The following is a 24,900-nucleotide window of genomic DNA, read 5'->3' as shown; positions in this document are numbered from 1 at the left end:
CGGGCCCTCGGCCGTGACGGCCGGTCACTGCACCGGGATGATCCCGGTCAGCCACTCGAAGGCGCTGGGCACCATCCGCTTCCACATGTCGGTGGTGTGCGGGCCGGTGCTCTCCTCGACCTGGACCTTGGTCGGCTCCTTGGCCGCGGCGGCGATCGCCTGGCCGTCCTCGTAGCCGTCCCCCTTGGCGCCGCTGACCAGCAGGGCGACCTTCGGCGGCTGCTGGGCGGACTTGAGGATGTTGACCGGGTTGTTCGCCTCGCGCAGCTTCGGGTCCTTGCCGACCAGCGAGTCGCCCTCGGTCGCCGGGTCGTTGTAGCCGGACATGGCGATGGCGGCGCGGTAGCGGTTGGGGTGGGCCAGCGACAGCTTGGCCGCGCAGTGGGCGCCGGCCGAGTAGCCGGCGATCGCCCAGCGGTCCGAGGACGGATCGGCGCGGAAGTTGTCCAGCACCATCTGCGGGACGTCGCGGGTGATCCAGGCATCCGCGTTGATCTTGCCGGAGATGTCGGTGCAGCCCGCGTCCTGGTGGTTGCCCAGCAGCAGGGTGCGCGGCGAGACCAGGATGAACGGCGCGACCTTGCCCTGCTGCATCAGCGGCTTGAGCTGCTCGGAGACCTTGAGGGTGCCGTACCAGGTGGAGGAGGAGCCCGGGTAGCCGGGGATCAGCTCGACCACGGGGAACTTCTTGTCCTTGAACGCCGGGTCGTTGTACTGCGGCGGCAGCCAGACCAGCACCTCGCCGTCGACGCCGGACACCTGGCCCTTGAGCTCGGTCTTCTGGACGTCGCCGGGCACCGCCGGGTCGTTCACGCCGCCGAACTTCTGCAGCGCCTTCGGCGGCTGCTTGGCGGCGTCGGACTGGCCGTCCTTGCCGTTGCCCGCCGGGTTCTCCGGAGCCACCGAGGGCACCGCGCGGACGTGGTCACCGGTGCCGAGCAGGTCGTCCCAGTTGCCGTAGATCAGGTTCGCGTTGTTGACCATCACGAAGACCATCAGCACGGCGGTGACCTGGCAGAACATGATCATGACGATCCGGGACAGGGTGCGCACCGGCTGGGGGCCGCGCACCTTCCCCCAGAACAGCAGCGCCACCGTGATGGACACCGGCACCAGGATGACGGTGAGGATAAGGAATGGCGTACCTGTCAGTTCCATCAAGTTCTCGTATCCGGGTCGCTCGCCGCTCGGGCCCCACTCGCCCGAACGCACGTCAATGGCATCAGACGGCAGCGAACCGATGATCGGTTGCCGTCCGAATCTGTGCGGAACCTGAGAGGAACATCACGTTTCCGAGGTGTTCCAGCTTCGGGTCGGCGCCTAGTCTGTCACCCGGACGGCGGTGCTCCGGACCAGATGCCCAGCGAACTTCCAGGAAGGTCCCCCGCGGCACCTTACCTCCCGGGCCGTTCGCACCACCGGGCGAGGCGGTGCGATCCCGCACCGCCGGGCCAGAGAGACTAGGGGGATGAGCACAACCCGCTTTCGCCCGTCCCGCCGCTTCTGGCCCGTGTGCGCCGTCCTGGCCCTCGCGGTCACCGCGGCCGGTTGCAGCAGTACCGGAGGCAGACGCGCCGAGGAGGCCCGCGCCAAGGCCGCGGCCACCGGCGGCAGCGCCGTCACCACCCCGCGCTGGAAGGTCGCCATGGTGACCCACGCCGGAGCCGGCGACGCTTTCTGGGACAGCGTGCGCAAGGGCGCCGAGCAGGCCGCCGCCAAGGACAACATCACCTTCCTGTACTCCAACGACGCGCAGACCCAGAACCAGGTCCAGCTCGTCCAGGCCGCCATCGACCAGAAGGTCGACGGCCTGCTGGTCACCCTCGCCAAGGGCGACGCGATGGCCGACGTCCTCGGCAAGGCCAAGGCGGCCGGCATCCCCGTGATCACGATCAACTCCGGTCAGGAGTTCTCCGCCAAGTTCGGCGCGCTCACCCACATCGGCCAGGACGAGTCCTCGGCCGGCCAGGCGGCCGGTACGGAGCTGGCCTCGCGCGGCCGCAAGAACGTGCTGTGCGTGATCCACGAGCAGGGCAACGTCGGCCAGGAGGAGCGCTGCTCGGGCGCCCAGTCCAAGGCCGGCGGCGGCTTCCAGACGCTCTACGTCAACGGCGTCGACATGCCCGACGCCCGGGCGGCGATCTCCGCCAAGCTCCAGGCCGACCCCTCCATCGACACCGTGCTCACCCTCTCCGGGCCGATTGCCGCCACCGGACTGCAGGCCGTCCAGGACGCCCACCGCGGCGTGGAGCTGGACACCTTCGACCTCGGCCCGCAGGTGGTGGCCGGCCTCAAGTCCGGCAGCGTCGGCTTCGCCGTCGACCAGCAGCCCTACCTCCAGGGCTACGAGGGCGTCGACCTGCTGTGGCTGTACAAGTCCAACCTGGACATGCTCGGCGGCGGCAAGCCCGTCGCGACCGGCCCGCAGATCCTGACCAAGGACAACGCCGACGCGCTCGCCGAGTACGTGGCGAGGGGGACCAGGTGACCAGCCCCACCACCTCCGACCTGCTCGTCCAGGACCGCCCGACCACCCTGCGGCGGATCCTCGCCCGGCCCGAGCTCGGCTCGCTGATCGCCGCCGTCGCGGTGTTCGCGGTGTTCGCGGCCGTCGCCGAACCCTTCCTGAGGGTCTCCTCGCTGGGCACCGTGCTCTACGCGGCGTCCACCATCGGGATCATGGCCGTGCCGGTCTCGCTGCTGATGATCGGCGGCGAGTTCGACCTGTCGGCCGGCGTGCTGGTCACCACCGCCGCGCTGACCTCCTCGATGGTCTCGTACCAGTTCACCGCGGTCACCTGGGTCGGCGTCCTGGTCTCGCTGGCCACCACGCTGGCGATCGGCGGGTTCAACGGCTGGATGCTCGGTCGCACCAGGCTGCCCAGCTTCATCGTCACCCTGGGCACCTTCCTGATGCTGACCGGCGCCAACCTGGGCGTCACCAAGGCGATCTCCGGGACGGTCTCCACCAAGTCCATCGCGGACATGCAGGGCTACGAGACCTGCCGGTGGCTGTTCGCCTCCGAGCTGACCATCGGCGGACTGGCGATCAAGGCCACCGTCTGGTGGTGGCTCGGCCTGCTGGTGATCGGCAGCTGGGTGCTGCTGCGCACCCGCTTCGGCAACTGGATCTTCGCCGTCGGCGGCGACGCGGCCGCCGCCCGCGCCGTCGGCGTGCCGGTCGCCCGCACCAAGACGGTGCTCTACCTGGGCGTCGGCTTCGGTGCCTGGGTGCTCGGGCAGCACCTGCTGTTCTCCTTCGACACCGTCCAGTCCGGCGAGGGCGTCGGCAACGAGCTGATCTACATCGTCGCGGCCGTGATCGGCGGCTGCCTGATCACCGGCGGCTACGGTTCGGTGGCCGGCTCCGCGCTCGGCGCGCTGATCTTCGGCATGGCCAGCAAGGGCATCATCTACGCCCAGTGGAACCCGGACTGGTTCAAGTTCTTCCTCGGCGCGATGCTGCTGCTGGCCGCGCTGCTCAACGCCTACGTCAAGCGCCGGGCGGAACGGGGGCCGCGATGACCTCTTCAGAACTCCTCTCCCTGGAAGGCGTCGGCAAGACCTACGGGACGGTCCGGGCCCTGCAGGACGTCTCCCTGACCCTGCGGACCGGCGAGATCAGCTGCGTGCTCGGCGACAACGGCGCCGGCAAGTCCACCCTGATCAAGATCATCGCCGGGCTGCACCAGCACGACGAGGGCACCTACACCGTGGGCGGCGAGGAGGTCCGGCTCGACTCCCCGCGCCAGGCCCTGGACCGAGGCATCGCCACCGTCTACCAGGACCTCGCCGTCGTCCCGCTGATGCCGGTGTGGCGCAACTTCTTCCTCGGCTCCGAACAGGGCATGCGCCGCTGGGGCGGCCTGCGGCTGGACGCCGACGGCATGCGCGCCACCACCCGCGAGGCGCTCGCCAACATGGGCATCGACCTGTACGACGTCGACCGGCCGATCGGCACCCTCTCCGGCGGGCAGCGCCAGTGCGTGGCCATCGCCCGGGCCGTGCACTTCGGCGCCAAGGTGCTCATCCTGGACGAGCCGACCGCGGCGCTCGGCGTCAAGCAGTCCGGGGTGGTGCTCAAGTACGTCACGGCGGCCCGCGACGCCGGGCTCGGGGTCGTGCTGATCACCCACAACCCGCACCACGCCTACCTGGTCGGCGACCACTTCACCCTGCTGAAGCGGGGGCGGATGGCCGGCAGCCACCCGCGTGACGCGATCAGCCTCGAACAGCTCACCACCGAGATGGCCGGCGGCTCCGACCTCGCCGAGCTCTCGCACGAGCTGGCCCGTCCGAACACCACCCTCTCCCGTGAGGAGCGTCCGCAGCCGTGACCAGCCCCCAAGGCAGCACTCGGCCGGCCGTCCTGCCCACCCTGCTCGGCCTCGGCCCGCGGGCCGAGCGCCGGCGCCGCGCCCTGCCCGCGGGGATACTGCGGCTGCCCACCATCGGCGTCGACATCGGCGGCACCAAGGTGGTCGCGGGGGTCGTCGACGGCGAGGGCAAGGTGCTGGAGAAGCTGCGCACCGACACCCCGCACAAGAGCAGGAGCGCCCGGGTCGTCGAGGACGTGATCGTCGAGCTGGTGCTCGAGCTCGCCGACCGGCACGACGTCCACGCGGTCGGCATCGGCGCGGCCGGCTGGGTCGACGCCGAGCGCTCCCGGGTGCTCTTCGCCCCCCACCTCAACTGGCGCAACGAGCCGCTCCAGCAGGCGCTCAGCGAGCGGCTGCGCTTCCCGGTGATCGTCGAGAACGACGCCAACGCGGCGGCCTGGGCCGAGTGGCGCTTCGGTGCCGGGCGCGGTGAGGACCACATGGTGATGCTCACCCTGGGCACCGGCATCGGCGGCGCGGTCGTCCGGGACGGCTACGTCGACCGCGGCAAGTACGGCCTGGCGGGCGAGTTCGGGCACATGCAGGTGGTGCCCGGCGGCCACCGCTGCCCGTGCGGCAACCGCGGCTGCTGGGAGCAGTACTCCTCCGGGAACGCGCTGGTGCGCGACGCCCGGGAGCTGGTCGCCGAGGAGTCCCCGGTGGTGCAGCCCCTGCTCGCCCGGGCCGGCGGCACGGTCGAGGGCATCACCGGGCCGCTGGTCACCGAGGCCGCCCAGGACGGCGACCCGACCGCGACCGAACTGCTCTACGAGGTCGGCACCTGGCTCGGCGTCGGCATCGCCAACCTGGCGGCGGCGCTGGACCCGGGGCGCTTCGTCATCGGCGGCGGTGTCTCGGAGGCCGGCGACCTGCTGATCGGCCCGGCCCGGGACACCTTCCGCCGCACCCTGACCGGCCGCGGCTTCCGGCCCGAGGCCACCATCGTCCACGCCGCCCTCGGCAACGAGGCCGGGCTGGTCGGGGCGGCGGACCTGGCGCGGCAGGTGGCGCGGCGGTTCCGCACCATCAAGCGGCGGCGGGTGGAGCGCAGCGCGCTGTAGCGGTCGGGTCGGCATGGGTGACAGCTGACAACTTTCAGCGAACAGATGATGTTTTCTGTTCGCTGAAAGTTGTCAGCTGTTTTCTGTTCGCCGCCCTCCCTCCTCCCCTCCCCTCCTGCATCAATCACGTCAACTACCCATGGGTAGTGGCATGGTGTGGTTGTCGGATCATCCCTCCTGTGGAACAACTGATGAGTTGACGTCACATCAGGAGGACCTGGATGAGGGCTCTGACCCGTCTCGCACCATCACTGCTGCTCGCCACCGCACTGGTCTGGGCCACCACCGGACCCGCCGGCGCCGCGGCGCCGCCGCCGAAGGTGCCGGAGGCGGTGGGGTGGGGCGGCGCGGTGGCATCCGTGGACGCCGACGCCACCGCCGCCGGGATCGAGGTGCTGCGCAAGGGCGGCAACGCGGTGGACGCGGCCGTGGCCGCCGCCGCGGCGCTCGGGGTGACCGAGCCCTACTCCTCCGGGATCGGCGGCGGCGGGTACTTCGTCTACTACGACCACGCCACCGGCCGGGTGCACACCATCGACGGCCGCGAGACGGCCGGTCACACCGCCGACAGCGGGCTGTTCCTGGAGGACGGCAAGCCGCTCGCCTTCGCCGACGCCGTCACCAGCGGACTGTCCGTCGGCGTCCCCGGCACCCCCGCCACCTGGGACTCCGCGCTGCGCCAGTGGGGCACCCGTTCGCTCGCGCAGAACCTCGACCCCGCCGAGCGGATCGCCGAGAACGGCTTCGTCGTCGACGGCACCTTCCGCGGTCAGACCTCCGACAACTACAGCCGGTTCAAGGACTTCCCGGCCACCGCCAAGATCTACCTGCCCGGCGGAAAGCTCCCCGAGGTCGGCTCCGTGCTGCGCAACCCCGACCTCGCCGCGACCTACAAGCTGCTCGCCAAGGACGGCGTGAAGGCCTTCTACCAGGGCGAGTTGGCCGCGGACATCGTCAACACCCTGCAGCACCCGCCAGTTGACCCGGCCGCCGGCCGCAACGCCCGTCCAGGGAAGGTCGACACCGCCGACCTGGCCGCCTACCGGGTCCGCGACCAGGCGCCCACCCACGTCGCCTACCGCGACTACGACGTCTACTCGATGGCCCCCTCCAGCTCCGGCGGCACCACCGTCGGCGAGGCGCTGCACATCCTCGAGGACGGCGACCTCTCCGCCGACAGCGGCACCCAGTACTACCACCACTTCCTGGAGGCCTCGCGGATCGCCTTCGCCGACCGCAACCGCTGGGTCGGCGACCCGGCCTTCGTCGACGTCCCGACCAAGCAGCTGCTCTCCGAGCGCTACGCCGCCTCCCGGGCCTGCCTGATCAGCCCCGACCACGCGCTCACCAGCCCGCTCGCCCCCGGCGACCCGCGCCACCCGGCCGACTGCGCCGACACCGGCCAGGCCGTCCCCGAGCCGTACGAGGGTCCCAACACCACCCATCTGACGGTGGCGGACCGCTGGGGCAACATCGTCTCGTACACCCTCACCATCGAGCAGACCGGCGGCAGCGGCATCACCGTCCCCGGCCGGGGCTTCCTGCTCAACAACGAGCTGACCGACTTCGACTTCGCCCCGCTCGCCGCCGGCGTCCCCGACCCCAACCTGCCCGGCCCGGGCAAGCGGCCGCGCTCCTCGATGTCCCCGACCATCGTGCTGCGCGACGGCGAGCCGCTGCTGGCCACCGGCAGCCCCGGCGGCGCGACCATCATCACCACCACCCTGCAGGTGCTGCTCGGGCGCCTCGACCGGGGGCTGAGCCTGGAGCGAGCCATCGCCGCGCCCCGGGCCAGCCAGCGCAACAGCGCCGCCACCCAGGCCGAGCCCGGCTTCCTGGCACTGCCGGAGCGGGCCGCGCTGGAAGCCCTCGGGCACCGGTTCACCGACGGCGGCGAGATCGGCGCCGCGACCGGCGTGGAACGGCTGCCGGACGGCCGCTGGGTGGCCGCGGCCGAACCGGTGCGGCGCGGCGGCGGCTCGGCCGCGGTGGTCCGGCCGGCGGGCTGACGCCCGGCGCCGCCGGCCAGGACCGGCCACGGCGCGGGCCAGGACCGGCCGTGGCGCCGGTCGGGCCGGGTTGTCGGTGCCGGACGGTATGTTCGGGGTGGGCCTCCCCAGGGGGCCCACCCCCGTCCGTACCGACCGAACCACCGGGAAGGCCGCCCGCCGTGACCGTCCGCATCGCCACCTGGAACATCAACTCCGTCACCGCGCGGCTGCCCAAGCTCCTGGAGTGGCTGGAGAGCGCCAAGCCCGACGTGCTCTGCCTCCAGGAGCTCAAGTGCGCGGCCGACGCCTTCCCGTACGAGCAGGTCCGCGAGCTCGGCTACGAGACGGCCGCGCACGGCACCGGCCGCTGGAACGGCGTCGCCATCGTCTCCCGGCTCGGCCTGGACGACGTCGTGCGCGGCCTGCCCGGCCAGCCCGGCTACCTGGCCGACGGCGCCCTGCTGCCCGACGTCGAGCCGCGCGCCATCGCCGCAACCTGCGGCCCGGTCCGGGTCTGGTCGGTCTACGTGCCCAACGGCCGCGAGGTCGACCACGCCCACTTCCACTACAAGCTGGAGTGGCTGGAGGCGCTGCGCAAGGCCGCCGCCGAGGACGCGGCCGGCCCGCGCCCCTTCGCCGTCCTCGGGGACTTCAACATCGCCCCCACCGACGAGGACGTCTTCGACGTCGCCGCCTTCGAGGGCCTCACCCACGTCACCCCCGTCGAGCGCGCCGCCCTGGCCGCCCTCGACGAGATCGGCCTGCACGACGTGGTGCCGCGCCCGCTGAAGTACGACCGCCCCTACACCTACTGGGACTACCGCCAGCTGGCCTTCCCGAAGAACCGCGGCATGCGGATCGACCTCACGTACGCCAACGAGCCCTTCGCCGACGCCGTCACCGACAGCTACGTGGACCGCGAGGCCCGCAAGGGCAAGGGCACCTCGGACCACGCCCCGGTCGTGGTCGACCTGGACCTCTGAGTCACCATGTTGACACTGGGTGACGGGCCGTCGCTCGAACGGTCCTGAGCGGTGGCCGGGCCGGGAGCGCCTGCCTACCGTCGGTGAATAACCGGGTGCAGTTGACACACCACGTGGACATGGGAGTCCCCGGCTGCGCCCGAGAATCCCGGAGGTTCCGGCATGCGCCCCATGCGTACGGCCGCCGCCGCCCTGATCGGCGCGACGGTGCTGACCGGTCTGACGGCCCCCCTCGCGTCCGCCAGAAACGGCGCGGCCTCGGTCAGCCCGTCCCAGGCCGCACCGGGCCAGACCGTGACGGTCACGGTCTCCTGCGAGAAGTCGGACAAGCCCGACGCCAAGACCATCACCGCCCACTCCGCCGCCTTCGAGGGCGGCCCGGCGACCCTCACCCTGGGAGCCGACGGCAAGCACACCGGCTCCGCCCGGCTGGCCTCCCAGCACGGCGGGGACAGCAAGGTCGACGGCACCTGTCCGGACGGCGGCGCCTTCTCCACCACCGTCACGGTCGGCACCGTCGCCGCCGGCGGCTCCGACAAGGGCCTCGGCGACTGGGGCAAGGCGGCGGGGGAGTGGGCCGGCTCGCTCGGCCAGTCCGGTGCCGGCAGCCAGCAGGTCGGCCCGCACGGCGCGGTGGAGACCGGCCTCGGCGGCTCGGTCGCGGCGGACCCGGCGGAGTTGGCCGGAGGGCTGGCCCTGATGGCCGGCGGTGTCGGCGGTTTCTGGCTGCTCCGGCGGCGCGGCGCCTGAAGGCCCCGCCCCCTCCGCAGCCGCGCCCCGCGCCGCCGGATCCTGACCGGACCGGCGGCGCGGTGGTGCGTCAGACGGCCGCCGGTTCCAGCCGTTCGGGTCGCTCCTGGTGCTCCGGGTGCTCCTGGTGCTGGAGGGTGCCGCTGGCCAGCAGGTACTGGGCCAGCACATACGTCGCCATGATCCAGAACTGATGCCCCGGCAGCTCGCGCCACTTCGCGATCTGGGTGGCGATCAGCGTGTCGGAGAGCAGGAACAGCGCCCCGCCCAGCCCGGTCCGCCAGTTCAGCCCGGCCGCGGTGACGGCGGTCGAGGTGAGCAGCAGGCTGTAGCCGGCCACCGGCACCTTGAGGTCCCCGAGGTCCGGCCAGAGCTGACTGACCAGGCCCGCCCAGGCCGTCGCGTACGCGGCCGCGACCACCAGGGCCCGTCGGCGGTCGGTGAGCGCCCCGCGCCGGACGAACATCGTGACGTAGCAGACGTGCGCGGCCGCGAAGGAACCCATGCCGGCCAGGAACGCGGTGTCGTTCTTCAGCTGCAGCAGCACGTCCCCGCCCGCGCTCGCCAGCAGTGCCGGGGCCAGCAGCTTCGGCGCCTCGCGCCCGGCGCGGGACGCCGCCGCCACGCTGTGCGCGGCCAGCAGCGGCATCAGGGCCGGCTTGGTGGCGTTCTGCAGGACGGACGCGCCGGACAGGATCGAGCCCAGGTGCGCCGCCGAGGTGGCCGCGAAGCCGCCGAGCAGGCCGGTGGCCGAACGCAGGCGCCCGCCGAGGCCGGTGGCGCGGGTGGTCGTACGGATACTCATGCGGCGTGTGCCTCCGCAGTCGTTCGGGGTGGGGAGATCGACCTTAGGGGAGTCGACCGGGCGGCGGAAGACCGGGTTACCGGTGCGTAACCCGGTCGGGCGGCGGGGAGTGACGGCGCGGCCGGTGGAAACGGGGTGCGGGCGCCCGCTTCGACGGCTCCTGCGGAGAGTTCCTCGGGAGGACGGTTGCTGCCACCGGGTGAGCCGGTCACCGTCTAGTCTGGACCCCGACATGGAGCAGCAGGAGTACGCGGTCGGCGCCACCCGGGTGGCCGCCGGCAGGCCGGACGGACGCAAGGGCGGGGCAGGACGGGGAACCGCCGACGCCGTCCTCGCCGTACGCGGAGCCGAAGCGTCCGCCGAAGCCGAAGTCGAGGTCCATGCCGTGGCCGGGACCGGTGCTGACGGCCCGCAGGCGACCGCCGAGGGGCTCTCGCCCGACCCCGGGCTGCTGCGGCTCGCCCACTGGTTCGCCGCCGCCACCCCCGGCACCGCGGACGACCTGTGCACCGCCTCCTTCGGCCTCTACCCCGCCCGGCACCTCGGCGCCGCCGCCGCGCCCGCCGACCCCGCCGTCAGCTGGTGGCACGGCCCGACGGCCCACGCCGCCGCCGCACCGCGCACCCGCGAGGCCCGTACCGAGGGCGGCCTGCGCCGGGCCCGGCGGGACGCCGCCGCACTGCCCGTCGTCCGGTCAGGCGCCAAGCCCGGCGGGCCCGGCAGGCACCGCCGGCCGGAGCGGGGCCGCGCGCTCCCGGAAGCCCCGCCCGACGTGCAGGATCGTTCCGGTGTGGAACTCCCGGACGCCGAACGCCGGATCGCCGCCCGGCTGCTGCTCGCCCACCCGCTGGTCACCGCCTCCGGCTCGCACGCCGACGGCTTCCCGCTGATCCGCCGTCACCGCGACTGGCTCATCGAGCGCTTCGACACCCTGCTCGGCTACCGCCTGGTGGTCGGCCCCTGGCACGCCCGGCTCTGCAAGGCCGGCCTCGGCCCCGGTGCCGGCCGCCGCCTCGAACACCCCGTCACCGGTGCCCCGTTCACCCCGGCCGGCTACGCCCGGCTCGCCCTCGTCCTGGCCCTGCTCGTCGACGCCCCCGAGCAACTCCGGTACGGGCGGCTGCTCGACGCGATGCGGGCCGCCGCGCCCGACCTCGCGGCCGACCCGACCGCCCTCGGGATGGCGCTCGCCGCGCTGGCCGACTGGCAGGTGCTGGGCGACCTGCCGGCCGATCCGGCCGACACCGCCTTCGTGCTGACCGTCGACCGCGAACTCGCCCGCGCCGTCCCGGCCGGCCGGCCCGCGCTCGCCGACGACGCCGCCGACCTCATCCGCCGCGCCGCCGAGGCCGAGCCCGGCACCGCCGTACGCCGGCTCCTCGCCGAGACGCCCGCCGTCCTCGCCGCCGACCTCCCCGAGGACCGGCGCGCCTGGCTGCACGAGCACCGGCTCAGCGGCCCGGCCGCGCTCGCGGAGTTCCTCGGGCTGGAGGCCGAACTGCGCGCCGAGGGCGTCGCCCTGCTCGACCCGGCCGCCGAACTCACCGACCTCGCCCTCCCCGGTACCGGCACCCTCGCCCAGGCCGCCCAGCTGCTGATCGAGTGCCTGGTCGAGGAGGTCCGCCCGCTGCCCGGCGAGGGCGGGGAGAGCGGCGAGGGCGACGTCCCGATCTCCGACGCGCTGATAGACGGCCTGCTCGGCGACATCGCCGACGACCACGACCTCCCCGCGCGCTACCTCGCCGACCGCACCGCCCTGCGCCGCGACGCCCTCGACCTCCTGCACCGCCTCGGGCTGATCACCCCCACCCCCCGCACCACATGGCTCCTCCGCCCCCCGGCCGCCCGCTACGCCCCGGCGCCCGACCTCCACCCCACCCCGGGCACCGGCCGCCACTCCCGCCCCACCGGCCCGGCCCCGGCCCCGGCCTCTGTGCCGACCCGTGAGGGCCTGCGGGCGTAGGGCGGGTCCGGTGAGCCCGGTGCGCCGGCTCTCAACTCCCTGTTCCGGAGTCCCTGTTCCGGGGCCCCGATGACGGTTCCCCGTCCGGCCGCCGGGGTGTCCCCCGGCGGCCGGACGGCCGGACCGGGCGGGTGCTCAGGCCGGGATGAGGGCGTCCCACTGGTCGCGGGTCGGGCCGTCGTGCTGCGGGGTGAAGTCCGGGTTGGCGGCCAGCCAGGCGGTGACGGCGCGGTCGACCTCCTCGGTGCCGTAGGCCTCCTTGGCCGGCCGGACGAGGTGGCGGGCATGGGCACGGGCCCGCATGACGACGGGGTCGTCGAAGGCGCAGGCGGCGAGGGCGGCGGCGCGGCGCTCCGGGAGCTGTGAACCGCCGTTGAGGCGCTGCTCGTTGGCGCGGTCGGCGGCCACCTGCTCGTCGAACAGCGGGCGGAGGTTCCGGCCGGCCCAGGCGTGGTAGCCGGTGGGGTCCGCGGCGACCTGGTCGGCGTGGGCGGCGAGGTACTGGGCGGTGCGCAGGCCGAGGGCCACGCCGTGGCCGAGGGTGGGGTTGGTGTGGATGAGGCTGTCCCCGGTGTTGACCAGGCCGGTGACGACGGGCCCGGCGTCGTCGGCGAGGGAGGTCCAGCGGTTGTCCAGGCCGGCCATCGGCAGGACGGCCGACAGGGGTTCGGGGTCGAGGTCGAGCCAGGCGGCGCAGGCGGGGAAGCGGCGGGCGACGGCCTCGAACACGGCGGGGTCGACGAGCGAGGCGCGGGTCGGATCGCCGGTGGAGATGATCATGCTCAGCGCGAAGGTGTCGTTGTCGGAGGGGAAGACGCCGGCCAGCGCGAAGGCCGCGGCCGAGCCGGTCCTGACCCGCCCGGGGTCGCGCGGGCCGTCGGCGCGCAGCCGGTACCAGCGGCACAGGTAGGTGATCCCGGTGCGGTGGCTGTCGGTCACGGGCGGGCGGCAGCCGGCCTCGACCAGCCAGCGGGGCACCGGGGAGCGGCGCCCGGCCGCGTCGATGACGAGGTCCGCCCGGTGGGTCTCGCCGCCCACCCGTACGCCGGTGACCCGGGGCGGGTCGCCGCGCCGGACGGCGAGGGCGCTCACCCGGCGGCCGCGCCGCACCTCGATGCCGGGTTCCCGCCGTACGCCCGCGGCCAGAGCGGCCTCCAGCACGATCCGGCGGGTGCGCAGGGTCACCAGTTCCTCGTCGCCGCCGCGGTGCGGCGGGTGCTCGTCGAACCAGTCGAAGTCGTGGTACTCGTACGCGCCGCGGGCCAGCAGGTCCGCGTAGACGTCGGGGGCCTCGGCCCGCAGCACCGTGCGGACGGGGGCGAGGAAGGAGTGCGGCTGGTCGGCCTGGGGGACCCTCGGCCGGTTCCAGTGGAAGAAGTCCTGGTTCAGGTCGTCCCCGGCCTGCCGCGTCTCCTGTTCGAACAGCGTGACCTTGTGGCCCCGCCGACCGAGCAGGAGCGCCGTTCCCAGCCCGCTGATACCACCACCGATGATCGCAACCCGCGCCACTGCATCCCCTTCGCGTCGTGTTGCGGAACGATCTTAGGGTTTGCCGATCTTGGGATCGGAGCCGCCCCCGTCGTTCCGGCTCAGGAACGACGGAAGCACCGCGTCCGGGGGGCGGACGGCGGTGCCGGAAGGGTCGGGCCGGTGGCGCGGGCCGGGTCGGCTACTTGCTCGCCGTCATGGTGGCGAGCGGGCCGTGCTGGACGGTCTCCACGGTGGCGCCCACCCCGAGGGTGCCGAGGGCGATGGAGGCGAGGACGGCGGTGCAGGCGAGCAGACGGCGGTGGCGCTGGGGGAGCGGGAAGCGCGGTTCCTGGTAGGGCGCCTGAGGGCTGGCGTTCATGACAGGGAGGCTCCCAGGGCGGTGTGAACGGTCGGTACGCGCGGGTGAAGTCCGGACGGGGATCCGGCGTCGGTTGGCCGCATACACCCCACCCGGCCGGCGGGTGGGGTGTATCCGCTGGTCAGTGCCGTGCCCGGGAGGGCGTCCGGCGCCCGGCTCAGCGGTGTGGACCGCGTTCGGCGAGGGCCTCGCCGACGGCGACCCGGACGGCGTCCCGCAGGCCGTGGGCGGGGTGGAAGCGGGAGGGGCCGGCCGCCGGGTCCTCCCGGAGCTCCTTCACCAGGGAGACGCACAGCAGCAGCATCACCACCACGAAGGGCAGGGCGACCAGGATCGTCGCGTTCTGCAGCGCGGTCAGCCCGCCGGCCAGCAGCAGGGCGGCGGCGACCCCGCCCATCAGCACGCCCCAGACCACCACCAGCGGGGTGCGCGGGTGCAGCGAGCCGCGGCTGGAGAGCGAGCCGAGCACCAGGGAGGCGGAGTCGGCGCTGGTGATGAAGAAGGTCATCACCAGCAGCACCGCGACCACGCTGGTGACCGAGCCGAGCGGCAGCGAGCGCAGCATCTCGAACAGCGAGGCCTCCGGGCCGCGCGGGATGGTGGCGACCAGGTCGGCCGCGCCCGTACCGACCAGCCGGATCGCGGTGCCGCCCATCACGCAGAACCAGATGACCGTCGCCCCGCTGGGCACCAGCAGCACGCCGAGCAGGAACTGCCGGATGGTGCGGCCGCGCGAGATGCGGGCGATGAAGGTGCCGACGAAGGGTGCCCAGGAGAGCCACCAGGCCCAGTAGAAGATCGTCCAGGAGCCGAGCCAGCTCTCGTCGGTGAAGGCACCGGTCTGGGTGGACATGCCGAGAAGGTCGGAGAGGTAGCCGCCGACGGTGGCCGGGATCGAGTCCAGGGCGAAGACCGTCGGCCCGAAGACGAAGACGAAGAGCATGATCAGCGAGGCCAGCACCACGTTCGCGGTGGAGAGCCACTTGACGCCCTTGTGCACGCCGGAGAAGGCGGAGAGCACGAAGGCGGCGGTCAGCGAGCCGATGATGACCAGCTGGGCGTTCTGGGTGTTGCGGACGGAGGTGATGTACCCGAGCCCGTCGGCGACCTGCAGGGCGCCGAGGCCGAGGCTGGTCGCCGAGCCGAAGACGGTGGCGAAGACGGCCAGCAGGTCGATGGTGCGCCCGGTCCAGCCGTCCGCGCCGCGCTGCCCGATCAGCGGGACGAAGGCGGCGGAGATCCGGTTGCCCCTGCCCTTGCGGAAGGTGGTGTAGGCGAGGGCGAGGCCGCCGACCGCGTAGATCGCCCACGGGTGCAGGGTCCAGTGGAAGAGCGAGAACTCCAGTGCCTGCTGGGCGGCGGCGGGGCTCTGCGGTTCCAGGCCGGAGCCGGGCTGCGGGGCCGCGAACAGCTGGAGGGGCTCGCCGACGCCGTAGAACATCAGGCCGATGCCCATGCCCGCGCTGAACATCATGGCCACCCAGGCGAGGGTGGAGAACTCGGGCTTGTCGTCGTCGCGGCCGAGCCGGATCCGGCCGAAGCGGCTGAAGGCGAGCAGCACGGTGAGGGCGAGGAAGACGTCGGCGGCCACCACGAACAGCCAGCCGAAGTTGTGCAGCACCCAGCCGAGCGCGGTGCTGGAGGTCCGGCCGAGGGAGTCCTCGGCGAACACGCCCCAGGCGACCACCGCCAGCACCAGGGCGGCGCTGATGCCGAAGACCGCCCGGTCGGTGGGGAGGGTGGCGGCGGGCTCGCCGGGTTCGTCGGGCTCCGTCGTGCGAGGGGAGGGCTGCGGCGGCTGGCTGCTCATCGGGCGGACCTCTCGACATACTCGGAGCACGGGGGAATCGGGATGTATGTCGCACTATGTCCAGTCGGCGCCGCTTGGGGCCGGGCGGCGCGCCGGAGAGCCGCCGGGGTCGGGACTTGCGACCCGTCAGGCCGCCTGCTCCCCGCCGGCTCGGCCCCGGCCCGCTCCGGTGCGTCAGCCCTCCATGAACTCCACTATTGTCTCGCCCAGTTGGGGCAGTGCCTCGATCATCGGCGGGTGCCCGTAGGGGAGTTCGACATGGCGAGCGCCGGGGGCCTCGGCGGCGCCGATGGCCGGCCGGTCGGCGTACTCGTCCGGGCTGGGCGCGCGGGGCGGGGGTGTCGGACGGCACGGGTGCTCCTCGGTGTTCGGTGCGGCGGGGCTTGTTCCGGCACCGGGAACACCAGGAGTCCACACCGGTGAGAAGGTCAGCGCCGGGTCCGGATGGAAACCCCTGTCCGCCGCCCAGGTCACGGAACGCGTCGGAGCGCCTACGCTGGGAGAAAGGAGTGCCATCCGGACAGTGCCGTCCGGATGCCGCCGCGCTCCGCCGCCGGGGCGCCCACCCGCCCGCGTTGGCCGCCCCGGTGTGCGCCCCGGGCCGGGCGGCCGCCGAGGAGGTGCCAGGCCCGTGCCCGGAAGCGTCAACCTGCCCGGGATCGTCAAGCCACTGCCTGCCGAGTGGTTCGTCCAGCGCGACACCAACGCCGAGATGCGCTGGGAGGCGCTGCGCGACGCCGACGGCGGGGCCGCCGTCGGCCGGCACGTCCCGGTGGAACGGTTCTTCGTCCGCAACCACACCAGCACCCCGCTGATCGACCCGGTCGCCTGGCGGCTGCGGCTGTTCGGCAGCGGCCTGCGCGGCGCCCCGGGGCCGGAGCGGGCGGTCGAGTTCGGCCTGGCCGACCTGCGGGCGCTGCCCGCCACCCGGATCGACGCGCTGATCGAGTGCGCCGGCAACGGCCGCAGTTTCTTCCACCGCCAGCAGGGCCAGCGCGTCCCCGGCACCCCGTGGACGCTGGGCAGCATCGGCTCGGCGGCCTGGCGGGGCGTCCGGCTGGCCGAGGTGCTGCGCGCCGCCGGGCTGACCGACCGCGCGGTGGACGTGCTGCCCACTGGCCTGGACCCGGACTACGTCGTCGACGGCACCAACTACGGCCCGGTGCGCCGCCCGCTGCCGATCGCCAAGGCACTGGACGACGCGCTGCTCGCGTACGAGATGAACGGGGCGCCGCTGACCCCCGACCACGGCGCGCCGGTACGGCTGGTGGTGCCCGGCTGGGTCGGCATCGCCTCGATCAAGTGGGTCGGCGGCGTCGAGGTGGCCGACCACCCGCTCCACTCGCCCTGGAACACCGAGTTCTACCGGATGTTCGGCCCGGACCATCCACCCGGCGGCGGCCCCGCGCTCACTGCCCAGGTGGTCAAGTCCGCCTTCGAACTGGCCGAGGGCGCACGGCTGGAGGCCGGGCGCGAGCACCGGCTGCACGGGCGCTCGTGGTCCGGCACCGCCCCGGTGCGGCTGGTCGAGGTGAGCACCGACGGCGGCCGGAGCTGGCGGCACGCCGAACTGGACGAGCAGGCGCGCGCCGGCGACTGGACGCGCTGGAGCCTCGACTGGCGGCCCGAGCGGCCCGGCGGCTACGAGCTGCGCGCCCGCGCGACGGACCACCGGGGCGCCACCCAGCCCGAGCGGGCGGCGTTCAACCGCGAGGGCTACCTGTTCGGCGCGGTGGTGGCGCACCCGGTGACGGTCGGCTGAGCCGACCGCTCAGCCGGTGGACTGGACCTCGTACGGGGCCGGGTAGTGGGTCTCGTACGGGGTCAGCACCAGCCGCACCACGTCCTCCAGTCGCCGCCGGGCGTCCCCGAGGGTGGTGCGGCCGGTCACCCAGGCGGTCAGCTCGCCCTGCCAGGCGTGCGCCACGATGTGCCGCACCAGCTCGCTGGCCGCCGTCGGCACCTCGGCCGTCACCGCCTGGAGGGCGGTGCTGTCGGCCCGGGCCATGCCTTGCAGCGCCTCGCTGGCGAAGGGGTCGGTGGAGGCGGCGACGGCCACCCGGAGCCGCGCCAGCTCGGGCTGGCGCTGGTAGGCCCGCATCCCGCCCCGGACGAACCGGACCGCCCGATCGGTGGCCCCCAGCCCGGCGCGCGGCCCCCGCAGCTCGGCCACCAGATCCGCCAGCAGCAGGCGGTGCCACTCGGCGATCGCCGCCGCCAGGAGGTGGTCCTTGGAGGAGAAATAGCGGTACGCCGTCCCCAGGGCGACTCCGGACCGCTCGCAGACCTGCTTCATCTGCAGCCGCTCGACGCCGATCTCGTTCACCAGGGCGAGCGCGGCCGCGATCAGGCTTTCGCGGCGTTCGAGCTGACGCGGAGACATCGCCTCCACCGGCCGTGGTGACAGGTCAACCTTGGTCACCCGCACCATGATACGGGCCGGGACCGCTCAGGAGTATGACGCCGACCGGCCCCCTTCCGTTCGCCCGGCGGTCACCACGCTCCTCCCGGGGGCGCACCGGGGGCCCCGGGGGCGTTCGTGGTGGCCGCCGCAGCGCCCCGGGAGCTACGGCATCCTCCGGATCAGCGCCTCCTGGACGGCCGAGGCGACCAGCCGGCCGTCCCGGTCGTAGAACTCGCCGAGGGCCAGGCCCCGGCCGTCCGAGGCGGACGGGCTGCGCTGGGCGAAGAGCAGCCACTCGTCGGCCCGGAAGGGCCGGTGGAACCACATCGCGTGGTCCAGCGAGGTCATCAGCAGCCGGGGCGGTTCGGTGCGCTGGAAGAAGTTCGGCTGCTCGTGCAGCCCGGCGGTGGAGGCCAGGGTGAGGTCGGACAGGTAGGCGAGCGCGCAGGTGTGCAGCAGCGGGTCGGTGCCCGGCAGCGGGGTGGCGATGCGCAGCCAGACGAACTGCTGCGGCATCCCCGGGGCGTCCGGGGGCATGCCCGGGGCGTCCGGCGGCACGAAGCGCAGTTCGAGGTCGCGGAAGCCGTCGGTGGCCTTGATCGCGGTGCGCAGCTCCTCGTCCCAGTGCGAGAAGGCGTCCGGCAGGGTCTCCGGGCCGGGCAGCGGGGGCATCTCGCGGTGGCGGTCGCCGGCGGCCGGCTCGGGGAGTTTGAAGGAGGCGGTGAGGTTGAAGATCTCGTTCCGGTCCTGCACCGCCCGGACCCTGCGGGTGGTGTAGGTGAAGCCCTCGCGCAGCCGGTCCACCTGGTACTCGATCGGCCGGGTCGGGTCTCCGGGCAGCAGGAAGTAGCCGTGCAGCGAGTGCACCGCGCGCTTGGCGGCGCAGGTGCGCCCGGCGGCGGCGAGGGCCTGGGCGGCGACGTGCCCGCCGAAGGCGCGCATCGGGGCGCCGGCGTGGCAGTGGCCCCGGAACGTGTTCTCGTCCAGCTGCTCGATCTCCAGCAGTTCGGCGAACGGGGCGGCCGGGGCGGGCTCCCGCTCGGTCGGTCTCTGCTGTTCTGTCAGGTCGGTCACCGGCCCATAGTGGCAGAAGCCAACCGTGCGGTGGTGTGACCTGGGTTACGCACTCCGCCCGTAGAACGTGTTCCAGTCCGACGCCGGCCCGCTGGACGGCGCCGGCGGCCGGAGGCCTCGACCCGGCCACCTCGGGGGGGCGGGGCCGGGCGGGGCGGGCGGGGGCGGTTCGGGCGGCGGGCGGGGCGTCAGGGCCCAGGGTGGGCGGGATTTCCGATCCGTCCCGTTCGCACCGGAGTGCTCGTGCTGCACCTTCGCCTGATCGTCCCGCCCGACCTGCGCGAGCCGGTGCTCGGCTGCCTGGACGACTCGGTCGGGGTGGCCCACGTCGTGGACGGCTGACGGCTGACGGCTGACGGCTGACGGCTGACGGTGGATGGCTGATGGCGAACAGAGTTCAGCGAACAGAGTTCAACTGACAGCTTTCAGCGAACAGATTTCAGAGAACAGAATTTGAAATCTGTTCGCTGCGCCCCGCCACCGGCTCACACGCCTCCGTCCGCCTCGCCACCAGCGGCTCGATGCCCCGCGGGGTCGCCGCGACGGCGCGCCACCACAGTCGCAGGGCCGGGGGGTCGGCGGGTTCGAAGGGCTTGCCGGGGCGGGGCACCGCCAGGTGGGCGCCGAGCGCCTGGGCGGCGATGACCACGCGTTCGGCGGGCTCCTCCCAGGGGTGGATCGCCAGGTTGAAGGTGCACCAGTGGATCGGCAGCAGCAGCTCGCCGCCCAGGTCCAGGTGTGCCCGGACGCCCTCCTCCGGGGTCATGTGCACCTCGGGCCAGAACTCGCTGTACGCGCCGACCTGCATCATCGTCGCGTCGAACGGGCCGAGCCGGCGCCCGATCTCCGCGAAGCCCGGGAAGTAGCCGGTGTCCCCGCTGTGGAAGATCCGGTGCCCGCCGCCCGCGATCACCCAGGACGCCCACAGGAACAGCGCGCTGGTGCGCGGACCGCGGCTGCAGTAGTGCCGGGCGGGCGTGGCGGTCAGGGTCAGCCCGGCGACCTCGGCCGACTCCCACCAGTCCAGTTCGACGATCCGCCGGGCTGGTACCCCCCAGTGCTCCAGGTGCGCCCCGACCCCGAGCGGGACCGCGAACACGGCGCCGCTGCCGATCAGGGCCCGTACGGTGCGCATGTCGAGGTGGTCGTAGTGGTCATGGGAGATCACCACGACGTCCACCGGCCCGAGTTCGGACAGCGGCAGCGGCACCGGGTGCAGTCGCTTGGGCCCGGTCCAGCCGAACGGGGAGCAGCGCTCGCCCCAGACCGGGTCGATCAGGACGCGTCGTCCGCCGATCTCGGCGAGCACGGTGGCGTGCCCGAGCCAGGTGAGCCGTAAGCCGGAGGCGGGCGGGGTGGCGAGGTCGACCGGGAGCAGCCGGTGCACCGGTACGGCGGCGGCTGGTGCCCGGCGGGTCTTGTCCCCGCTGAGCTGGGCGAGGGTGATCTCCAGCGGGCTCCGCTCGTAGACCAGGCGGCGGGTCGGCACGGGATTGCGGAAGGCACCGTCGGCGAACTGGGGCGAGCGGCGGATCCGGGCCAGCCGCTCGCCCCGGGGTTCGGCCCCGAAGGCCTCGGTGCGGACCCGGTGCCAGGCAGCGCGGGGCAGTCCGGCCAGGCCGGGGAGGGCACGGTCCGGGCTGACGCGGCCCCGGGCGACACCGTCGGCGGCAGTTCCGGCGGGTTCGGCAGTTCCGGCAGTTCCGGCAGGTCCGGCGGGCGGTGGGGCGAACTGTGCGGTCAGACCGGCGATACGGGAGAACCACGAGACGGGGCGGGGCACGGCTCCTCCAGGGACGGTCACGGCTACCGGGCTGGCCGGGGCGCGTACCCCGGGGCGGATGAGGCCACTGGGGTACGACAACCATCTCGTCGGACGTTACTCGCCGTGGGCCGTTCGGACTCGGTGGAGGGCCCGGCACGGTCCAATCGGCGTACCCGGCGCCTGGTGGACCGCCCGCCGCCCCGCCCCGCCATATCCCGCCCGCCGCCCCGCGCACCCGTCCCGGGCGCGCCGCTACGCGTAGAAGCGGGTGATCGCCTCCGCGACGCAGTGCGGCTTGGCGCTCTGCTCGCTGGTGATGGTGAACCGCACCACCGCCTGGACCCCGCCCGGCACCTCGGTGGCGGAGAGGAGCTCGGCGGTGGCCCGGATCGCCGTGCCCACCGGTACCGGGGCCGGGAAGCGGACCTTGTCCGAGCCGTAGTTGAGCGCCATCCGCACGCCCTCGACGCCGTAGCACTCCTTGGCCAGCACCGGGATCATCGACTGGGTCAGGTAGCCGTGCGCGATGGTCGAGCCGAACCGGCTCTCCTTGGCGCGCTCCGGGTCCACGTGGATCCACTGGTGGTCTCCGGTGGCCTCGGCGAAGAGGTCGATGGTCCGCTGGTCGATGGTGTGCCACTCGCTGGTGCCCAGTTCGGTGCCGACGGCGGCGGTCAGCTCGGCGAGGGAGGCGAAGGTCGTCACGGTGCGCTCCTGGAGGGGGACGGGCCCCGGGGAGGGGTCAGGACGCCGGAAGCGTATGCCTACCCGCCGGTACCTGTCAGGACCGGAGTGCGAAATCACCGGACTGCGACGCGCGGGCTCAGGGCCGCGGCAGCGGCCGCCCGAGCGGGCCCGGCCCCGGCGCGCCCCGGCCGGCCGGGCCCTGCCCGTCAGGGAACAGCCGCCGGCCGCTGACCAGCTCCGGCACCAGCGCGATGAACAGCGGCTCCGGGTCGCCCACCCACGGCCGCAGTCCGGAGCGCAGCGCCCGCCGCACCTGCTCGGGCTCGCTGACCGCGTCGGCCCGCCCGTGCACCAGCACGCTCCACCCGGTGCGGGTGACCGGGTCCAGCAGGTCCGCCTGGAAGGCCACCACCGTGCCGTCAAGCCCGCGCGCGGTGGCACTTCCCCGGCGTACAGCAAGCACCAGCCGCCCGTCCAGGACCTCGAAGGAGACCGGCAGGACGGCGGGCAGCGCGTGCTCGGTGTACACCACGCGCCCGACGGGCACGGTGCTGAGCAGCCGCAGGCACTCGGCCTCGCTCAGGGTCTCCGCACGGTCCTCACGCTCCATGCGTCCGATCGTCCTCGGTCGACGGGTGCGTCGATAGGGCCCATGGTCCCTGAGCGGAGGGGCCGGGAGCCCCGTCGGCGCCCGCCCGGAGCGGTAGCCTGCCCGGCGTCGGGATCGGTGGAGGGGCGGGCGCAGGAGGGGGCGGACGGATGGCCGGCGGGGTCGATCTGGTGGTGATCGGGGCGGACGGCGGGCCCGACCGGGCCTACGGCGGTTCGGCGCACGCTCCGGCGGGCGCCCGGCTGCTGGCCGAGGTGCTGCCCGGGATGTGCTTCGACACCGGCGCCGCGGGCTGCCGGGTGAGCGCGGTGGCGCCGGACGCGGACGCCAACGCGATGCTCACCGCCGTCCGGGACGCCGCCCAGCACCCCGGCCGCTGGCTGGTGGTGTGCCTGGTCGGCCAGTTGGTGGCCGACCCGCGCGGGCGCCGGCTCGCCCTGGTCACCCCCGGCAGTACCCCCGACAACGCCTACCGGCGCGGCCTGGCCTGGGACTGGGTGGTCAGCGCGATGGTGCACGGCGACCAGGAGGAGGCGCTGCTGCTGGTCGACGCGGTGGCCGACCGGGACACCTGGACGGCGCTGGAGCGGGCCGGCGAGGACACCGCGGGCGAGCTGCTCAGCTATTCCAGGGTCCCGCTCTGGGGCCGGATCGGCCGCTACGCCGCGGGCAGCCGGTACGCCCCGGGCAGACGCGGCCGGGACACCGTACTGCCGGGCGAGGAGGGCTCGTTCAGCCGGGCGCTCACCACCGTCCTGCGGCAGGGCGTCCCGGGTGCCCCCGCGGCCGTCGCCCCGGTGGACCTCCAGCCTGCCGTGGCCGGCCTGCTCGACGGGGGCGATCCGTCCGGTAGTTCGGGTGCGCCGGGCGTGCGCCTGCTCGTTCCGCCGCAGGGCGGGCGCCTGTTGATGCGCAATCGGGCCGCAGTTCGGGGCGCATTGGCCGGATTGTCGCTTTCCGAGGAACTGTTGGCCGTTCTGTGGCGGGAAAGTGCCCCGACGGAACCGCCCTCCGCGTAAGGTCAGGGGGCCTGAGGTGTTGCCGTGATGGGGTGGGTTGGCGAAGAATCGATCCCCAGCGGAAACACCGGCGGGACTTCGGAATTCTCCTGGCGGCCGTGGATCACGGATCGGCTCGGTCGCGACGAGGTGGGGCGATGCGACAGCGCGGAAATGTGTTGCGCCCTGGGGCGGTTGGGACTGGCGGGGCGGTACTGGTGTTACTGCTCGGCGCTTGTGCGAGCGGTGGCGCCGGTGGTTCCGTCGATCGTCTCGGGTCGCCCGCGCCCACGGTCGCGGGAGTGAACCCGTTAACTCCTTCGGGTGGTTCGGCAAACGCCACGATCGCGCCGACCGACGGCCCGGAAGGGGCGATGGGGCGGCTGGCCCTGAGCGCATATCAGGACTGGTGGCGGGCCCAGGCCGAGGCGTACGGGCGTACGGATTCGGACGGATCGGCACTGGAGCAGTACTCCTCCGGGCGGGCGCTTTCGGACGCCCTGGTCGGCCTCCACCAACTCCACGACGCCAAAGTGGTGATGACCGGAGCGCCGCGCAATTCCGCGGTGGTGAAGGCGATTGATCTGAAAGCCGATCCGCAGACCGCCGTGATCGAGGACTGTGTCGATCTCTCGGGCTGGCGCCGGGTCGATCCCGTCACCCGGGCGGCGAAGGATCCGGGTGGGCGGCTGGACCGGTATGTCGCGACGGCTTCGCTGCGCAGGTTCCAAGCACATTGGCTGATCTACGAGTTCACACGGGAGGTGGACCGGACATGCTGAACGCGCGGAAACCGGCCGGACGATTCGCGGCCGTCGCGTCGTTGACGGCCGGGTTGCTGCTGTCCTCGGCGGTGACGGCGACGGCGGACGAACCCCCGAGCGGCGGGGCCGAACAGTGTTTCCCGAACGTGATCTGCGCCCACGCCAATTCCGGTGGAACGACCGCCACCGGGAATCCGGGGGGCGGTGGCGGAGGGTCGTCGGACGGCGGCTCGGACCTGTGCGGCTACCACGGCGTGCAGTGGGCGTGCTACGACCCCCAGTGGGGCTCGTTCGACAGCGGCGAGGGCTGCTACTACCGCGAGTTGGACGAGCAGCCCCCGGCGAGCGACTCGGCCTGGGGCACCAACAAGCCCACCGACGGCTCGATCTACTCGAAGGTCTGCCCGCAGACGGGCGGGGGCCAGGACGGCGCCCAGTTCGTGTTCGTGCCCACCGGGCAGCGGGTGAAGAGCGTGGCGGAGCTCAAGCGGGAGGCGAGGGACAAGGTCCACCTCCCGGTGCCGGTGGGCCGGGTCGCGCCCGGCGGGACGGCGGTGGTCAACGCGCCGGTCTGGCTCTGGGCGGACAACGTGACGCCGCCCAAGCCCGGGTACGCCGCGTCCGGCGGGGTGACCGTCACCGTCACGGCCCGACTGACCGGCACCACCTGGGACTTCGGCGCCGGCGGCACCAAGGACTGCGCGACCGCCGGGACGCCGTACGACCCCAAGTACCAGGGCTCCGCATCCCCGGACTGCGGCTACCTGTTCAAGGTCGGCTCGGGCACCACCCGGGGCGGCGTCTTCAGTGCCACGGTATCGACCCACTGGGTGGCCGACGTGGTCGTCACCGGGCCGAACCCGGAGAAGTACTCGATCCCTCCCATGCAACAGGACAGCGAACCGTTCACGGTCAAGGTCGCCGAGGTGCAGGTCCTCAACTGACCGCGCCACGCAGGCCGTTCGGCCACTGACGATCCGGAAAGCGTACGAGGAAGGGCGGAACCC

The 24,900-nt window shown here is 73.5% G+C and carries 22 protein-coding genes; 12 read left to right on the top strand and 10 right to left on the bottom strand.

The genetic code is table 11. From position 1 onward, the window contains the following. Positions 1-24 precede the first annotated feature (24 nt). Positions 25-1,107, bottom strand: coding sequence for an alpha/beta hydrolase (locus ACZ3YL_RS01515; RefSeq protein WP_317620899.1), 1,083 nt, complete (start codon positions 1,105-1,107; stop codon positions 25-27). A 361-nt stretch (positions 1,108-1,468) separates the two neighbouring features. Here ACZ3YL_RS01515 and ACZ3YL_RS01510 point away from each other — a divergent pair, with 361 nt between their 5' ends. The 7 genes from ACZ3YL_RS01510 to ACZ3YL_RS01480 all read left to right on the top strand — a co-directional run bounded on the left by ACZ3YL_RS01510 (position 1,469) and on the right by ACZ3YL_RS01480 (position 9,164). Continuing rightward, entirely contained in the window at positions 1,469-2,488 is a 1,020-nt protein-coding gene (locus tag ACZ3YL_RS01510; RefSeq protein WP_465654630.1) for a sugar ABC transporter substrate-binding protein, read from the top strand. After that, on the top strand, positions 2,485-3,525 hold the full coding sequence (locus ACZ3YL_RS01505) for an ABC transporter permease (RefSeq protein ID WP_188302817.1): 1,041 nt from the start codon (positions 2,485-2,487) through the stop codon (positions 3,523-3,525). Before ACZ3YL_RS01510 ends, ACZ3YL_RS01505 begins: the two co-directional genes overlap by 4 nt. Beyond that, positions 3,522-4,337, top strand: a complete 816-nt coding sequence (locus ACZ3YL_RS01500; protein WP_188302818.1) for an ATP-binding cassette domain-containing protein — start codon at positions 3,522-3,524, stop codon at positions 4,335-4,337. Before ACZ3YL_RS01505 ends, ACZ3YL_RS01500 begins: the two co-directional genes overlap by 4 nt. Next, entirely contained in the window at positions 4,334-5,440 is a 1,107-nt protein-coding gene (locus ACZ3YL_RS01495) for an ROK family glucokinase (RefSeq protein ID WP_411292878.1), read from the top strand. Before ACZ3YL_RS01500 ends, ACZ3YL_RS01495 begins: the two co-directional genes overlap by 4 nt. Positions 5,441-5,661: 221 nt before the next feature. Beyond that, on the top strand, positions 5,662-7,449 hold the full coding sequence (ggt, locus tag ACZ3YL_RS01490; RefSeq protein WP_465654627.1) for a gamma-glutamyltransferase: 1,788 nt from the start codon (positions 5,662-5,664) through the stop codon (positions 7,447-7,449). 161 nt (positions 7,450-7,610) lie between these two features. Then, positions 7,611-8,414, top strand: a complete 804-nt coding sequence (locus tag ACZ3YL_RS01485) for an exodeoxyribonuclease III (protein ID WP_188307855.1) — start codon at positions 7,611-7,613, stop codon at positions 8,412-8,414. Positions 8,415-8,576: 162 nt separating this feature from the next. Then, a complete protein-coding gene (locus tag ACZ3YL_RS01480) occupies positions 8,577-9,164 on the top strand; it encodes a hypothetical protein (protein WP_188307856.1) in 588 nt (195 codons plus the stop codon). Positions 9,165-9,234: 70 nt separating this feature from the next. Here ACZ3YL_RS01480 and ACZ3YL_RS01475 read toward each other — a convergent pair whose 3' ends face one another. Next, complete coding sequence (locus ACZ3YL_RS01475) at positions 9,235-9,969, bottom strand: lysoplasmalogenase (RefSeq protein WP_188307857.1); 735 nt, start codon at positions 9,967-9,969, stop codon at positions 9,235-9,237. Between the two features lie 232 nt (positions 9,970-10,201). Here ACZ3YL_RS01475 and ACZ3YL_RS01470 point away from each other — a divergent pair, with 232 nt between their 5' ends. Then, positions 10,202-11,932 (top strand): DUF2398 family protein, encoded by a 1,731-nt coding sequence (locus tag ACZ3YL_RS01470; RefSeq protein ID WP_465654624.1) that lies wholly within the window; start codon positions 10,202-10,204, stop codon positions 11,930-11,932. Between the two features lie 135 nt (positions 11,933-12,067). Here ACZ3YL_RS01470 and ACZ3YL_RS01465 read toward each other — a convergent pair whose 3' ends face one another. The 3 genes from ACZ3YL_RS01465 to ACZ3YL_RS01455 form a co-directional block, all read right to left on the bottom strand. Next, positions 12,068-13,441, bottom strand: a complete 1,374-nt coding sequence (locus ACZ3YL_RS01465; protein ID WP_465654622.1) for an NAD(P)/FAD-dependent oxidoreductase — start codon at positions 13,439-13,441, stop codon at positions 12,068-12,070. A gap of 160 nt (positions 13,442-13,601) precedes the next feature. Beyond that, complete coding sequence (locus tag ACZ3YL_RS01460; RefSeq protein WP_188304889.1) at positions 13,602-13,781, bottom strand: hypothetical protein; 180 nt, start codon at positions 13,779-13,781, stop codon at positions 13,602-13,604. A gap of 157 nt (positions 13,782-13,938) precedes the next feature. Next, complete coding sequence (locus ACZ3YL_RS01455) at positions 13,939-15,591, bottom strand: BCCT family transporter (protein ID WP_188304890.1); 1,653 nt, start codon at positions 15,589-15,591, stop codon at positions 13,939-13,941. Positions 15,592-16,222: 631 nt separating this feature from the next. Here ACZ3YL_RS01455 and ACZ3YL_RS01450 point away from each other — a divergent pair. Continuing rightward, positions 16,223-17,353 carry a sulfite oxidase gene (locus ACZ3YL_RS01450; RefSeq protein ID WP_317621061.1) on the top strand — a complete coding sequence of 377 codons (1,131 nt, stop codon included), beginning with the start codon at positions 16,223-16,225 and terminating at the stop codon, positions 17,351-17,353. A 9-nt stretch (positions 17,354-17,362) separates the two neighbouring features. Here the strand turns inward: ACZ3YL_RS01450 and ACZ3YL_RS01445 are convergent, their stop codons facing one another. From ACZ3YL_RS01445 to ACZ3YL_RS01425, 5 genes are all read right to left on the bottom strand, one after another. Further along, entirely contained in the window at positions 17,363-18,013 is a 651-nt protein-coding gene (locus ACZ3YL_RS01445; protein WP_188304892.1) for a TetR/AcrR family transcriptional regulator, read from the bottom strand. Positions 18,014-18,157: 144 nt separating this feature from the next. After that, the gene (locus tag ACZ3YL_RS01440; RefSeq protein WP_317621062.1) at positions 18,158-19,069 is read right to left on the bottom strand and encodes an acyl-CoA thioesterase; all 912 of its coding nucleotides are present in this window, start codon (positions 19,067-19,069) and stop codon (positions 18,158-18,160) included. A 439-nt stretch (positions 19,070-19,508) separates the two neighbouring features. Further along, on the bottom strand, positions 19,509-20,687 hold the full coding sequence (locus ACZ3YL_RS01435) for an MBL fold metallo-hydrolase (protein WP_188304902.1): 1,179 nt from the start codon (positions 20,685-20,687) through the stop codon (positions 19,509-19,511). Positions 20,688-21,086: 399 nt separating this feature from the next. Then, positions 21,087-21,539, bottom strand: a complete 453-nt coding sequence (locus tag ACZ3YL_RS01430) for a MaoC family dehydratase (protein WP_188304893.1) — start codon at positions 21,537-21,539, stop codon at positions 21,087-21,089. A gap of 118 nt (positions 21,540-21,657) precedes the next feature. After that, entirely contained in the window at positions 21,658-22,131 is a 474-nt protein-coding gene (locus tag ACZ3YL_RS01425; RefSeq protein ID WP_188304894.1) for a pyridoxamine 5'-phosphate oxidase family protein, read from the bottom strand. Positions 22,132-22,280: 149 nt separating this feature from the next. Between ACZ3YL_RS01425 and ACZ3YL_RS01420 the strand changes: the two genes are divergently transcribed. From ACZ3YL_RS01420 to ACZ3YL_RS01410, 3 genes are all read left to right on the top strand, one after another. Continuing rightward, on the top strand, positions 22,281-23,150 hold the full coding sequence (locus ACZ3YL_RS01420; protein WP_188304895.1) for a hypothetical protein: 870 nt from the start codon (positions 22,281-22,283) through the stop codon (positions 23,148-23,150). 197 nt (positions 23,151-23,347) lie between these two features. After that, a complete protein-coding gene (locus tag ACZ3YL_RS01415) occupies positions 23,348-23,911 on the top strand; it encodes a hypothetical protein (protein ID WP_188304896.1) in 564 nt (187 codons plus the stop codon). Next, positions 23,905-24,837 (top strand): hypothetical protein, encoded by a 933-nt coding sequence (locus ACZ3YL_RS01410; protein WP_465654617.1) that lies wholly within the window; start codon positions 23,905-23,907, stop codon positions 24,835-24,837. Before ACZ3YL_RS01415 ends, ACZ3YL_RS01410 begins: the two co-directional genes overlap by 7 nt. Positions 24,838-24,900: the final 63 nt, after the last annotated feature.

The sequence above is a fragment of the Kitasatospora sp. NPDC023176 genome, assembly GCF_055560495.1.
This window is presented reverse-complemented; position numbering and strand designations above follow the sequence as displayed.

Excerpts from the sequence above, each read along its gene's own strand:
- ACZ3YL_RS01510 (WP_465654630.1), top strand. The coding sequence starts at position 1,469 with ATGAGCACAACCCGCTTTCGCCCGTCCCGCCGCTTCTGGCCCGTGTGC.
- ACZ3YL_RS01500 (WP_188302818.1), top strand. The coding sequence starts at position 3,522 with ATGACCTCTTCAGAACTCCTCTCCCTGGAAGGCGTCGGCAAGACCTAC.
- ggt (WP_465654627.1), top strand. The coding sequence starts at position 5,662 with ATGAGGGCTCTGACCCGTCTCGCACCATCACTGCTGCTCGCCACCGCA.
- ACZ3YL_RS01480 (WP_188307856.1), top strand. The coding sequence starts at position 8,577 with ATGCGCCCCATGCGTACGGCCGCCGCCGCCCTGATCGGCGCGACGGTG.
- ACZ3YL_RS01475 (WP_188307857.1), bottom strand. The coding sequence starts at position 9,969 with ATGAGTATCCGTACGACCACCCGCGCCACCGGCCTCGGCGGGCGCCTG.
- ACZ3YL_RS01470 (WP_465654624.1), top strand. The coding sequence starts at position 10,202 with ATGGAGCAGCAGGAGTACGCGGTCGGCGCCACCCGGGTGGCCGCCGGC.
- ACZ3YL_RS01460 (WP_188304889.1), bottom strand. The coding sequence starts at position 13,781 with ATGAACGCCAGCCCTCAGGCGCCCTACCAGGAACCGCGCTTCCCGCTC.
- ACZ3YL_RS01455 (WP_188304890.1), bottom strand. The coding sequence starts at position 15,591 with ATGAGCAGCCAGCCGCCGCAGCCCTCCCCTCGCACGACGGAGCCCGAC.
- ACZ3YL_RS01425 (WP_188304894.1), bottom strand. The coding sequence starts at position 22,131 with ATGGAGCGTGAGGACCGTGCGGAGACCCTGAGCGAGGCCGAGTGCCTG.
- ACZ3YL_RS01420 (WP_188304895.1), top strand. The coding sequence starts at position 22,281 with ATGGCCGGCGGGGTCGATCTGGTGGTGATCGGGGCGGACGGCGGGCCC.
- ACZ3YL_RS01410 (WP_465654617.1), top strand. The coding sequence starts at position 23,905 with ATGCTGAACGCGCGGAAACCGGCCGGACGATTCGCGGCCGTCGCGTCG.